Source organism: Streptomyces hygroscopicus subsp. hygroscopicus (assembly GCF_001553455.1).
GTDB lineage: Bacteria > Actinomycetota > Actinomycetes > Streptomycetales > Streptomycetaceae > Streptomyces > Streptomyces hygroscopicus.
This window is the reverse complement of sequence record NZ_BBOX01000025.1, coordinates 1-12,575: the sequence shown is the minus strand read 5'-3', so window position 1 is coordinate 12,575 and position 12,575 is coordinate 1. Positions and strand designations below refer to the sequence as shown.

Annotated in this window: 11 protein-coding genes and 2 tRNA genes; 5 read left to right on the top strand and 8 right to left on the bottom strand. The window is 71.0% G+C overall.

Annotated features, from left to right (window positions below; all coding sequences use genetic code 11):
- The first annotated feature begins 126 nt into the window (after window positions 1-126).
- On the top strand, window positions 127-2,334 hold the full coding sequence (locus AXW62_RS03630; RefSeq protein WP_060943212.1) for an elongation factor G-like protein EF-G2: 2,208 nt from the start codon (window positions 127-129) through the stop codon (window positions 2,332-2,334).
- A 222-nt stretch (window positions 2,335-2,556) separates the two neighbouring features.
- Window positions 2,557-4,209 carry an AbeC-like domain-containing protein gene (locus AXW62_RS03625; protein WP_174556346.1) on the top strand — a complete coding sequence of 551 codons (1,653 nt, stop codon included), beginning with the start codon at window positions 2,557-2,559 and terminating at the stop codon, window positions 4,207-4,209.
- A gap of 111 nt (window positions 4,210-4,320) precedes the next feature.
- Here AXW62_RS03625 and AXW62_RS03620 read toward each other — a convergent pair whose 3' ends face one another.
- Entirely contained in the window at window positions 4,321-4,887 is a 567-nt protein-coding gene (locus AXW62_RS03620; RefSeq protein WP_060943210.1) for an HIT family protein, read from the bottom strand.
- A gap of 89 nt (window positions 4,888-4,976) precedes the next feature.
- On the bottom strand, window positions 4,977-6,956 hold the full coding sequence (gene thrS / locus AXW62_RS03615) for a threonine--tRNA ligase (protein WP_060943209.1): 1,980 nt from the start codon (window positions 6,954-6,956) through the stop codon (window positions 4,977-4,979).
- Between the two features lie 1,087 nt (window positions 6,957-8,043).
- Between thrS and AXW62_RS03605 the strand changes: the two genes are divergently transcribed.
- Window positions 8,044-8,769, top strand: a complete 726-nt coding sequence (locus AXW62_RS03605; protein ID WP_060943207.1) for a 3'-5' exonuclease — start codon at window positions 8,044-8,046, stop codon at window positions 8,767-8,769.
- A gap of 3 nt (window positions 8,770-8,772) precedes the next feature.
- On the opposite strand, the gene AXW62_RS03600 is transcribed toward AXW62_RS03605, so the two are convergent.
- From AXW62_RS03600 to AXW62_RS03575, 6 genes are all read right to left on the bottom strand, one after another.
- Complete coding sequence (locus AXW62_RS03600; RefSeq protein WP_060943206.1) at window positions 8,773-9,144, bottom strand: VOC family protein; 372 nt, start codon at window positions 9,142-9,144, stop codon at window positions 8,773-8,775.
- A gap of 114 nt (window positions 9,145-9,258) precedes the next feature.
- Window positions 9,259-9,333: transfer RNA gene (locus tag AXW62_RS03595), tRNA-Val, on the bottom strand.
- A 67-nt stretch (window positions 9,334-9,400) separates the two neighbouring features.
- Window positions 9,401-9,907, bottom strand: a complete 507-nt coding sequence (locus AXW62_RS03590; RefSeq protein ID WP_060943205.1) for an SRPBCC family protein — start codon at window positions 9,905-9,907, stop codon at window positions 9,401-9,403.
- Between the two features lie 369 nt (window positions 9,908-10,276).
- Window positions 10,277-10,528, bottom strand: coding sequence for a hypothetical protein (locus AXW62_RS43730; RefSeq protein WP_060943204.1), 252 nt, complete (start codon window positions 10,526-10,528; stop codon window positions 10,277-10,279).
- Between the two features lie 321 nt (window positions 10,529-10,849).
- A tRNA-Val gene (locus tag AXW62_RS03580) sits at window positions 10,850-10,921 on the bottom strand.
- Window positions 10,922-10,987: 66 nt separating this feature from the next.
- The gene (locus AXW62_RS03575) at window positions 10,988-11,443 is read right to left on the bottom strand and encodes a TIGR02611 family protein (RefSeq protein ID WP_060943203.1); all 456 of its coding nucleotides are present in this window, start codon (window positions 11,441-11,443) and stop codon (window positions 10,988-10,990) included.
- 190 nt (window positions 11,444-11,633) lie between these two features.
- Between AXW62_RS03575 and AXW62_RS03570 the strand changes: the two genes are divergently transcribed.
- Together AXW62_RS03570 and AXW62_RS03565 are read left to right on the top strand one after the other, a co-directional pair.
- Complete coding sequence (locus AXW62_RS03570) at window positions 11,634-12,047, top strand: SsgA family sporulation/cell division regulator (protein WP_003959770.1); 414 nt, start codon at window positions 11,634-11,636, stop codon at window positions 12,045-12,047.
- Between the two features lie 276 nt (window positions 12,048-12,323).
- A partial coding sequence (locus AXW62_RS03565; RefSeq protein ID WP_174556345.1) for an ABATE domain-containing protein occupies window positions 12,324-12,575 on the top strand: 252 nt, incomplete at its 3' end.

Here is a 12,575-nt window from a genome sequence, read left to right as displayed (position 1 = left end):
CCGCGCACCTGTCGGACAGCTCCCCGGCCCCGGGCGCACCAGGGCCGGACGTGCGACGTATGGACGCACCCTGACGGCGGTGGAAAGCTCGAAGTATCGCGAGGTGTCGACCGGGAGGCGAGACACATGGGCGACAAGACGAGTACACACCCAGGGGCCGCCGGAAGGGCAGTGGCGGCCGACCGGCCCAGCTCCCTGCGGAATGTGGTTCTGGTCGGCCACAGCGGGACCGGTAAGACGACGCTGGTGGAGGCCCTCGCCCTGGCGACGGGCGCGGTGAACCGGGCGGGCAGGGTCGAGGACGGCGGCTGCCTCTCGGACTACGACGAGATCGAGCACCGGCAGCAGCGGTCGATCCAGCTGTCCCTGGTCCCCGTCGAATGGGGCGGGATCAAGATCAATCTCCTGGACACCCCAGGCTATGCCGATTTCGTCGGGGAACTCAGGGCCGGTCTGCGAGCGGCGGACGCGGCCCTTTTCGTCGTCTCGGCCGCCCAGGACGCCCTGGGCATCACCGGGGCCACCCGCATGGTCTGGGACGAGTGCGCCGCGGTCGGCATGCCGCGGGCCATCGTGATCACGCACCTGGAGGCGGCCCGCGCCAGCTTCGAGGAGATGACCGAGCTGTGCCGGGAGGGCTTCGGCGGCGACGACCCCGACGCCGTGCTGCCGCTGTACCTGCCGCTGCGGGGCGAACCGGGGCCGGACGGGCACGCCCCGGTGACCGGGCTCATCGGGCTGCTCACCCAGCGGGTCTTCGACTACTCCTCGGGGGTGCGCGCCGAATCGCCGCCCGGGGAGCACCAGCTGCCGCTGATCGAGGAGGCCCGCGGCCGGCTCATCGAGGGGATCATCGCCGAGAGCGAGGACGAGACCCTCATGGACCGCTACCTCGGCGGTGCGGAGATCGACGTCAAGACGCTGATCGAGGACCTGGAGAAGGCCGTCGCCCGCGGCAGCTTCCACCCCGTCCTGGCGGCGGCGCCCGCCGCGGAGGGATCCAGGCAGGGCCTGGGCACCATTGAACTGCTCGATCTGATAACCGGTGGCTTCCCCACCCCGCTGGAGCGCGAGGCGCCCGCCGTCACCACCCCGCAGGGCGCCTCACGCCCCCCGCTGGTCTGCGATCCGGACGGCCCGCTGGCCGCCGAGGTCGTCAAGACCTCCTCCGACCCGTATGTCGGACGGATCTCCTTGGTGCGGGTCTTCTCCGGCACGCTGCGCCCCGACGAAACCGTCCATGTCTCCGGACACGGTCTGGAGGACCGCGGCCACGAGGACCACGACGTGGACGAGCGGGTCGGCGCCCTGTCCGCCCCCTTCGGCAAACAGCAGCGCACCCTCGCCCAGGCCATCGCGGGCGATCTGGCGTGCGTGGCCAAGCTGACCCGCGCCGAGACCGGGGACACGCTCTCGGCCAAGGACCTGCCGCTGCTCATGGAGCCCTGGCAGATGCCCGATCCGCTGCTGCCCGTGGCCATCCAGGCGCACAGCAAACCGGATGAGGACAAGCTGTCGCTGGGCCTGTCCCGGCTGGTCGCCGAGGACCCCACGATGCGCCTGGAGCAGAACCCGGACACCCACCAGGTGGTGCTGTGGTGTCTGGGCGAGGCGCATGTGGACGTCGCGCTGGAGCGGCTGCGCAGCCGGTACGGCGTCCAGGTGGACGCGGTGCCGTACAAGGTCTCGCTGCGGGAGACCTTCGCCGGGAGGTCCGCCGGGCGCGGCCGCCATGTCAAGCAGTCCGGAGGGCACGGCCAGTACGCCATCTGCGAGATCGAGGTCGAGCCGCTGCCGGAGGGCTCGGGCATCGAGTTCGTGGACAAGGTCGTCGGCGGCGCGGTGCCCCGGCAGTTCATCCCGTCCGTCGAGAAGGGCGTGCGCGGCCAGGCGGCGCGCGGTGTCGCGGCCGGCTATCCCCTGGTCGACGTGCGGGTCACGCTGCTGGACGGCAAGGCGCATTCGGTGGACTCCTCCGACGCCGCCTTCCAGACCGCGGGAGCGCTCGCGCTGCGCGAGGCGGCCGCCGACGCCCGGATCGACCTGCTGGAACCGGTGGTGGAGCTGAGCGTGCTGGTCTCGGACGACTATGTCGGCGCCGTGATGAGCGATCTGTCCGGCCGGCGCGGCCGGGTCATCGGCACCGAACAGTCGGGCGGCGGACAGACCTTGATCAAGGCGGATGTGCCGGAGATCGAGATCAGTCGGTACGCGATCGATCTGCGATCGCTGTCACATGGCACCGGACGGTTCAGCCGTTCCTACGCCCGGCATGAGCCGATGCCCCAGCAGTTGGCGGAGCGGATGCGCGAACGCGTCACCGCCGAGGCGTAGTTCACGGCCCGCCCGAGGCGCCGTCCACGCCCGCCCGAGGCGTCGTCCATGGCGTCGTCCGCCCCGGCCGCAGCGGGGCGGACGGGCCTTCGCCGCCGGCCGTCCGCGGGCGGACTTCTCCACGAGGGTTTTCCACAGGCCGCACACGCCCTGGCGACAGGCGGTGCATACCCCCGATACGCTGAGGTCGCAGCGCAAGAGCGTGCCGTATTGGGGGCGTTGGTGACGGACGGATTCGACTTCAGTCCCGGGGCGCAGGTTCCCCTCTCAGGGGCGGCGGGACAGACGGCGGCGACGCAGGCACTCGCCTCGGCCGCCTACCGCGACGACCCCGTGGCAAAGCTGCTCGACGCGAATTCGGAGTGGACGGTCTCGGAGGTCAAGGCCCCGAGGATGTCGCTCTTCGAGCCGAATCTGGGCGAGGCGTTCGCACGCGCCGTCCAGACCAGAATGCTCGGCGGCGGCCGGGGCCAGGTGATCCAGTCCTTCGGCATGGAGCCGCAGACGGTCGTCGAGCACTGTCTGGCCGCCAACCGCATCCGCAAGACCCGGGACGCCCGGCTCACCGCCGTCATGGTGATCTTCGGGCTGCTGTTCCTGCCCGGGACGCTGCTGTGGCTCGGCGTCTTCCAGCTGCGCCGCTCGATCGCCGGGGCCCAGGACAAGCGGATGGGCGCGCTCGGCACGGCGCTGCTGGTGGCGCTCGGCGTGATGGTGCTCATCTTCCTGATCAAGCTGCCCTTCAGCGGCTTCTGGGGGATCTATCTGCGGGGCGTCGTGGTCGCCCCGGTGATCGGCTGGTACATCGCCAAGCAGATCTGCGAGCGCACCGCCAAGGAGCTCCGGGACGCCTGGGGCGGGCTGCTCTCGGGGGGCGGCATAGGGGCCAAGGTGCCCGAGACGGTGCCCAACCACCCGGGCCAGACCTCCGCCGAGGTGCTGCGCAAGGCGCTCCACAAGCTCACCGCCGAGCAGCACAGCAATGTGGTCTTCTACGCCGGTCCCAAGGGCATATTGGGCATGGGCACCCGCTGGGGCAGCTGGCAGCTGGCCGAGGATCTGGTCTCGGCCGATCCCGACAAGGAGATCGACCCCTTCCGCAGCTGGGACGTCATACGGGCGATCCACGACCAGCTGCGCATGCTGGAGCGCACCCCGCTGCACACCGGCGGCTTCCCCACGCCCTCCGTGCGCCACTGGGTGGTCTCGCCGATCGGCGAGGGGGCCAAGTCGGTCGAGCGCGGCGGCACCTCCGAGGAGGAGGGCTTCCAGATAAAGGGCGTGGATCTGCAGCGGATCTGTGACACACAGCAGTTCGGCGCCGGTGACCGGCACTATCTGGGTGTGCAGTTCGTGCTCTGGGACGGTCAGCTGGTGATCACCCTGATGATCACGGTGACCCTGCTGCACAAGACGCTGCGGATCGAGGTCACCGGGCACGCCCTGGGGCCGGTGCATCCGCTGTTCACCAGCAAGCCCTCGGCGCCCAGCAAGACGGTCTCCAAGACGTTCCGGTTCTGGGAGACCAAGTCCATCCCGCTGCCGCTGGTGAACGCCAAGGAGGTCGTGCGGCTGGCCGCACGCGCCCCCTTCACCTGGTACCCGCCGATCCTGGACTACCTGGGCGGCAAGCTGGTCCTGCCCGAGCCGTTCGGTCTGCGCCACGCCTGGGCCGACAAGCCCTGGCGGCACCGGTTCATGGCGGACGACGCCCTGCGCGCCGCCACGCCGGTGCTGCGGGTGGTCCATGAGGCGGCCATCGGGGTGCTCAAGCACCACGGCGTGGACACCGAGCGCTTCGGCAGCCGTTCGATGGCGCTCAGCGGCCAGATCCAGGACGCGGCCCCGAAGAAGGCCGATCTGTACGACGCGTAAGCAGCGCCACACGGGAGGGGCCCCGGCCGTCGGGCGGTTTCCAGCGGCCGGGGCCCCTCTCGTTCAGCCTGCCAGGTGGTACGGGTACGGGCCCGGACCCGTACCCATGACCTACGCGTTCGCCTTCGGCCAGGCGTCGAGGAGCAACCGGCGGGTGTCCGCGAGGAGTTGCGGCAGCACCTTGGTGCTGCCGATGACGGGCATGAAGTTGGTGTCCCCACCCCAGCGCGGCACCACATGCTGGTGCAGATGCGCCGCGATCCCGGCGCCGGCCACCGTCCCCTGGTTCATCCCGATGTTGAAACCGTGCGCACCCGAGGCGGTACGCAGCGCGGTCATGGCCGCCTTGGTGAACTCGGCCAGCTCAACCGTCTCCTCCGCGGTGAGATCGGTGTAGTCGGCGATATGCCGGAACGGGACGACCATGAGGTGGCCACCGGTGTACGGGTACAGATTGAGCACGGCGTACACGGTGCGGCCTCGGGTGATGATCAAGCCGTCCTCGTCGGACTTCTCCGGAATGGAGCAGAACGGACAGCCGTCGCCCGCCCCCGGGCCGGTCGGCTTGTTCTCCCCCTGGATGTAGGCCATCCGGTGGGGCGTCCACAGGCGCTGGAACGCGTCAGGCGTCCCCACTCCGATCTGCTGTTCCGGCTCACTCGTCATGCGGGCCAGCATATTCGCCCAGCGGAGGTGGGGAAGCGCCGAGGGGCGGCCCCTACCGGGCCGCCCCTCGGAATCCCGGCCTCCGTGGAGACCGCGGCGGATCAGACCTGGATCCGGCGCTCCACGGCGTCGACGATCTCGGCCAGCGCCTGGTCGATCGGGATGCCGTTCTTCTGCGAGCCGTCGCGGTAGCGGAAGCTCACCGCGCCGCTGGCGATGTCCTCGTCACCAGCGATGATCATGAACGGCACTTTGGACTTCTGGGCGTTGCGGATCTTCTTCTGCATCCGGTCGGAGGAGGAGTCCACCTCCATCCGCAGGCCCTTCGCCTTCGCCTGCCGGGCGAAGTCCTCCAGATACGGCACATGGCCGTCGCCGATCGGGATGCCGACCGCCTGGACCGGGGCCAGCCACGCCGGGAAGGCGCCCGCGTAGTGCTCCAGCAGCACCGCGAAGAAGCGCTCGATCGAGCCGAACAGCGCCCGGTGGATCATGACGGGCTGCTGCCGGGAGCCGTCCGCCGCGGTGTACTCCAGCTCGAACCGGGCCGGCTGGTTGAAGTCGACCTGGATGGTCGACATCTGCCAGGTACGGCCGATCGCGTCCCGCGCCTGGACCGAGATCTTGGGCCCGTAGAAGGCCGCGCCGCCCGGGTCCATGACCAGCTCCAGGCCCTGCTTCTCGGCGGCCTTGCGCAGCTCGTCGGTGGCCTCTTCCCACTGCTCGTCGCTGCCCATGAACTTGTCGGAGTCGTCCCGGGTGGACAGCTCCAGGTAGAAGTCGCTCAGGCCGTAGTCGCGGAGCAGGTCCAGCACGAAGGTGAGCAGATTGTCGAGCTCATCGGCCATCTGCTCCTTGGTGCAGTAGATGTGCGAGTCGTCCTGGGTGAAGCCCCGGGCGCGGGTCAGCCCGTGCACGACACCGGACTTCTCGTACCGGTAGACCGTGCCGAACTCGAACAGCCGCAGCGGCAGCTCGCGATACGACCGCCCGCGCGCCCGGAAGACCAGGTTGTGCATCGGGCAGTTCATGGACTTGAGGTAGTAGTCCTGGCCCTCGAACTCCATGGGCGGGAACATGCTGTCCATGTAGTGCGGCAGATGGCCGGAGGTCTCGAAGAGGCGCGCCTTGGTGATGTGCGGGGTGTTGACGAACTCGTACCCCGCCTCCTCGTGCCGCTTCCGCGAGTACTGCTCCATCTCCTTGCGGATCACGCCGCCCTTGGGGTGGAAGACCGCGAGGCCCGAGCCCAGCTCGTCGGGGAAGGAGAACAGGTCCAGCTCCGCGCCCAGCTTGCGGTGGTCGCGCTTCTCGGCCTCGGCGAGGAAGTCCAGGTACGCCTTCAGCTCGTCCTTGGTCGGCCAGGCGGTGCCGTAGATCCGCTGGAGCTGGGGGTTCTTCTCGCTGCCCCGCCAGTACGCGGCGGCGCTGCGCATCAGCTTGAAGGCCGGGATGTTCCGCGTGGTCGGCAGGTGCGGACCGCGGCACAGGTCCTTCCAGCACAGCTCGCCGGTCTTGGCGTCGAGGTTGTCGTAGATGGTCAGCTCGCCCGCGCCGACCTCGGCCGACGCGCCCTCGGCGGCGTCCGCGGCCGACCCCTTGAGCCCGATCAGCTCCAGCTTGTACGGCTCGGCGGACAGCTCCTCGCGCGCGGCGTCGTCGGTGACCGCGCGGCGCGAGAACTTCTGGCCCCTCTTGACGATCTCCTGCATCTTCTTCTCGATGCGCTTGAGGTCGTCCGGGTGGAACGGGGTCTCGACGTCGAAGTCGTAGTAGAAGCCGTCCTTGATCGGCGGGCCGATGCCGAGCTTCGCCTCCGGGAACAGCTCCTGCACGGCCTGGGCCATGACATGCGCGGTGGAGTGGCGCAGGATGTCCAGACCGTCCTGGCTGGTGATCTCCACCGGCTCGATCTCGTCGCCCTCGGCCGGCTGGTACGCCAGGTCCTTGAGCTGCCCGCCCACCCGCACGGCGACGACGGAGCGGTCGCCGGCGAAGAGGTCCGCCGCCGTAGTGCCCGTGGCCACCACGCGTTCTTCCCGCTCGGAATCGCGTTGGATGATCACACGGACGTCTGACACCGGTCTCTCCTGACTGATGGATGGCTCACCGCGGCGAATGCCGCGCAGCGTGAATGGTACCGAGCCGACGGGCGGGACCGCGAAAAGGTTATGACCGCCGCTCGCGGCCACAGGGCACGGTCCGGGGCCACCGGGCACGGTCCGGGGCCGCCGCCGCGCGCCTCCTCGATCAGGGCGCCGCCGCAACGCCCCTCGAAGAAGTCCAGGCTCTCCTGGAGCCCTGTGACCGGCCGGTCCCGCCCGGCCCGGTCCCCCCGGACCGGGGTGACGCCGGTCACCCGGCCGAGCCGCCGGAAGCCGCCGCGGCTGCCCAGCCGTCCCCGCGCCCGGATCGGCAGCCCGACCGGACGGGCATGGCCGACGATCCGGCAGCCGTCCCCGTCCAGGGTGATCCACACCTGTGCGACATCCGCGACATCCGTCCCGGAGACCCCCGCGGCCGCAGCGTCCCCGGTCCGCCGGGACCGGTGCGGCGCAGCCGGACCCCCGCGCCGGTGATCCGTATGCGGGGACGGACGGCTCGTGCCGGACGCAGCGGGCGCCCGCTGCCCGCAGCCCCGGGAGGCCGCCGGGCGAGAGCCCCACCGGTCGGGCCGGGCGGCGAACCCCGGCGGCGCACCGGCGGCCGGTGCCCACTCCAGCGCCCCCGGGCCCCTTGCGTGCCCTGGACCAGCTCCGTGCCGTGGACCGGCTCCGTGCCCTGGAGCGGCTCCGTGCCTTGGAGCGGCTCCGTGCCGTGGACCGGCGCGATCACCGCCTCGGCCGGCTCCCGGCACACCCCCGTCGCGACGGCCGCGTCGTGCGCCTCCATGCCTCCCGTCGCGCGGTGGTGCGGGCCATGGTGGCGATCTGGCCATGCCCGGGGTGGTCCGCCAGGAGCAAGACCGCTCGCCCTCGGAACCGGGCCGGGGTGCGCGAGCGCCATGTCCGTGACGCCTTCCGGCCATCGCCGGCTGAGGTACACCTGTGCTGTCTTCGCGTCAGGACCTCGGAAAACAGCGGCGGTTCGGGGTCTGTGCTTCGGGTATCACCTGGTCGGGGCGGGGTGCAGATGTCATCGACGGGAAGCGCACGAGGAGTTGAGGCCATGCCGTCGTGGTTCGAGGGGCCGCTCGCCGCGTTTGACACGGAGACCACGGGTGTCGATGTCGAGCATGACCGGATCGTGTCGGCGGCCCTGGTGGTGCAGCGCGGGGCCGGAAGTGTGCCGGAGGTCCGGCGCTGGCTGGTGAGTCCGGGGGTGCCGGTGCCTCCCGCCGCCACCGGGATACACGGGCTGACCGACGCTCATCTGCAGCAGCACGGCAGATGGCCGGCGCCGGTGATGGACGAGGTGGCACGGGCGATAGCGGAGCAGACCGCGCGGGGCACCCCGCTGGTGGTGATGAACGCCCCGTTCGATCTCACGCTGCTGGACCGGGAGTTGAAGCGGCACCGCAACTCCAGCCTGGCGGGCTATCTCTCGCTGCGGTCGCTGAGCGTGCTCGATCCGCGGGTGCTGGACAAGCATCTGGACCGCTACCGCAAGGGCCGCCGCACCCTGATCGACCTGTGTGCGCACTACGGGGTGGATCTGACGGGCGCGCATGACGCGGCGGCGGACGCCACAGCCGCGCTGAACGTCGTACGGGCGGTGGGCCGCCGGTTCGCCTCGCGCCTGGAGCCCCTGACCCCCGCCGAACTGCACGCCCGCCAGACGGTCTGGTATGCGGCGCAGGCCCGGGGGCTCCAGGCGTGGTTCGCGCTCAACGGCTCGGACGAGGTCTGCGATCCGGCCTGGCCGCTGCGGCCCGACCTGCCGGCCGCCGCCTGACGCTCAGACCTTGCGGAGCGAGAAGGGGTGGCCCGCCGGGTCGGAGTAGATCCGCACGTCGCGGGGGCCGCCGTTGTGCTTGGTGTCCAGCGGCCGGGCGCCCATGTCGACGACCTGGCGCTCCGCGGCGTCGATGTCCTCCACCAGCAGGTCCAGATGGGCCTGCTGGGAGTCGTCCGGGCGCGGCCAGCTGGGCGGGGCGAAGCCGTGGTCCCTGAGGAACGCCATCCGCGACCCGCCGGGTGCGACGATCTCGATCCGGTCGGGAGTGGTCACCGGCTGGATGTCCCCGCCGAGCACCTGGGCGTAGAACTCGGCGAGTGCCTCGGGTTCGGCACAGTCCAGGGACAGGACGGCTGCGCTCGCTACGGCCATGAGTTCCCCTCCATTTCGTCACTCACGGAAGTTTTATCCGGATACCCAGCTCCGGGCCGCGCAAGCGCACAGCCATGAGGCCGGGCCGCCTGCTGGCGGCCCGGCCTCATGGAGTGGTGGGCGATACTGGGTTCGAACCAGTGACCTCTTCGGTGTGAACGAAGCGCTCTCCCACTGAGCTAATCGCCCGGGTCGTTCTCATCGGGGCTCCCCCCGGTGGAACGACCTGAACAATACAGGTCGCGGCGGGTTTGGTTCAAACCGCGTTCCCGCCGCGGGACCCGGATGACCCGGAGGCCACCCCCGGCGCGCCGGCAGGCCGCGCGGCGAGGTGCGACCGCAGCCCCCGCCGCCCGGAGCGCATCATCAGGGCGTGATTGACCCGGAAGACGGGTCGGCCGGGGAAGGCGAGACGGCGCAGCAGGGGCTTGCGGGCCACCACCTCCTGGTCGAAGCGGGCGCGCGTGCCGGTGCCACGGGCGGTGACCGTCCAGCGCGCCCAGCCCTCCAGATCGCCGGAGAGGCTGATCTCCAGCACGCCCTCCGCCGGGTCCTGACGCGCCTCGCTGACGATCACCCACAGGTCGTACGGGACGAGGGAGCGGAAGCGGGCGGTGCCGCTGTGCTCGTCGATCCGCCGGACCTCACGGACCTGGGGCCACCACCGCGGATAGTCGTCGCCGTTCGCCAGCGCCGCGAAGACGGCGGCGGGAGGGGCGTCGAGGTCCCATCGGCTGCGGAAACGGTAGTGGCACCAGTCCATGCCCTCAGTGTGGCCGCACGGCGACGACCGCTGCCAGGGCCGCTCCGGCAGCGTGTCGCCGACGAGCGAGAGGTGCCGGACCGCGGCCCGGCCGTACCGGGCGGTGGCGCGGCGGGGGCGAAGTCGCCGATCAGGCCGTACCAGGCAGTAACACTGCAGGGGCGAAGTCGCCGATCAGGCCGTACCAGGCGGTGGCGCGGCGGGGGCGAAGTCGCCGATCAGGCCGTACCAGGCAGTAACAGTGCAGGGGCGAAATCGCCGATCAGGCCGTACCAGGCGGCGACACGGCGGCGCGAACTCGCCCATCAGGCCACCCGCCTGACCCGCCATCAGGCCACCGCACCTCCTGGTTCCACGACCGCGTCCGCCTCACCGCCGTCGACCGGGCGACGCCCCGCTCAGGACGGCGCGCCTGCCGCAAACCGCGACCCGCTCGCCGAGGTCGGCCTCGCGCACCGACTCCGCCGCCGCCCCGGCCAGCTCTCCGGCGGCGAACGCCGACGCGCCGCCCTGGCCCGCACCCTCCTCCCGCACCCAGGCCAGCTCCTTCTCGTCGGCGAACCGACAGCCGCCGTCGACCGAACCCGCGCCGACGACCCGACCCGGGCTCCTCGCACGCACCACACACCGGCACGGCCGCGTCACCACGTCGCCCCACCCACGATCCGGTGTCCGTCGAGGCGGCCGACCGCACGATCGACATGGCGGACCACACCGCCGCGCCCCCGGCCTGAGCCTCGAGACCGCCCTCACACCGCCCCGTACGGCACCCGGTACCCGGGTGACGGCCGGACCGGACCCACTGCCGCGCGGCCCGAGGGTGACAGCGGTCCGGCCATGGGTGCCGCGGCACCGGTGGTCGCCGGGCCGCAACGCCGAGGAGGTGGGAGGGAAACACCGAGGGCCCGGAAGGCTGATGCCTTCCGGGCCCTCGGTCCAGGGTGGGCGATACTGGGTTCGAACCAGTGACCTCTTCGGTGTGAACGAAGCGCTCTCCCACTGAGCTAATCGCCCTGGCGCACGGCCAACATTAGCGCATGCCGGACCGTGCTCATGACCAGTCCGGCGCCCCCCGGCAGGTCACTGTTCGATCTTCCACGGCATCACGACGCCGAACTTCCACACGTAGACCGACACCGCCGCCGCGCAGACGACCACCGCGATCGTGGTCAGGATGAGATTGCGCCGGCGCACCTTCGGGTCCAGGGCACGGTGCGCCGCCTCGGTGACCTTGCGCTTGGTCCAGGCCAGCACCAGCTGGGCCCAGACGAACTCGGTCGCCCAGATCGCCATGCCGGCGAAGATCACCAGCCACCCCGGGCCGGGCAGGGGCAGCATGATGATGCCCACGACCACGACGGCGAGGCCGACGACGAACACGCCGACCTGCCAGCTCAGGTGGAGCGTGCGCGACCGCTTGATGAAGTGCGGCGCCCGGGAGCCCAGCACGGGCTCCTTCGCCTGCGCGTCGGCCCCCGCGGCGGCCCGGGGCGCCGGTTCGGAGCCCCCCTGCCGCTGGTCACTCTCCGCATTCATGTGACCCAACTTACCCGATCGTTCGAAGTCACCGGAATGGCGGTAAGGGCCGTCCCGGAGCTGGGCCGCATGAGCTACCAGAAGTGCCGCAAAACGGTCAGAGGGGTTTACAACGGCACCGTAGGTGGCATGTCGATTTCGCCGACGTGCGAATCCCCGAGCGCACACTGAGCGAAAGGCCCTGGCGCTTATGAACACCACGGTCAGCTGCGAGCTGCACCTGCGCCTCGTTGTGTCGAGCGAATCCTCACTGCCTGTACCCGCGGGCCTGCGGTATGACACGGCCGACCCTTACGCCGTGCACGCCACCTTCCACACCGGAGCCGAAGAGACGGTCGAATGGGTGTTCGCCCGCGATCTTCTCGCCGAGGGTCTGCACCGGCCCACCGGCACCGGCGACGTCCGGGTGTGGCCGTCCCGCAGCCACGGCCAGGGCGTCGTCTGCATCGCCCTGAGCTCTCCGGAGGGGGAGGCACTGCTCGAAGCCCCGGCGCGGGCCCTGGAGTCGTTCCTGAAGCGAACCGACGCCGCGGTGCCACCCGGCACCGAACACCGCCACTTCGACCTCGACACAGAGCTCTCCCACATCCTGGCGGAGAGCTGAGACCCGGCGAGAGCTGAGCGCTCGGCCGTCCGACTCGGGGAGACGGCGCGAGCCGGGGCGCGACACACCGGTACTGACCATCCCGACAACGGCAATCCCGACAACGGCAGAGGCAGGCGACGGTGCCGTCGCCGCGGCGCGATCCGCGGCGACGGCACCGGCGCGTGAGGACCCGGAAGCCGCCGGGTGAACGCCCGGGGCCCGGCGGGACTAGAGTCGGGCAGATCGAGGGCAGCCCAGGGGCAGCCGCCGACCCAGCCGGCCAGGGAGCCAATCGTGCTGATCAACCACGACACCCGGTGCGCGCTCGACGCGGTCGTCGATCTGGTGAACACCGCGCCCGAGGGCGCGGACCGGGACGGACTCACCGATGTCACCGCACTGCGCCGGTTCGTCGAGCGCAACGCCATCAGCGACATCGGCGCGCTCGGGGAGCGCGACCTCATCGCCGTCCGGGCCGTACGGACCCGGTTCGCCGAGGTCTTCGCGGCGGCCGGGAACGAAACCGCCACCCGCCGCGCCGCCGAA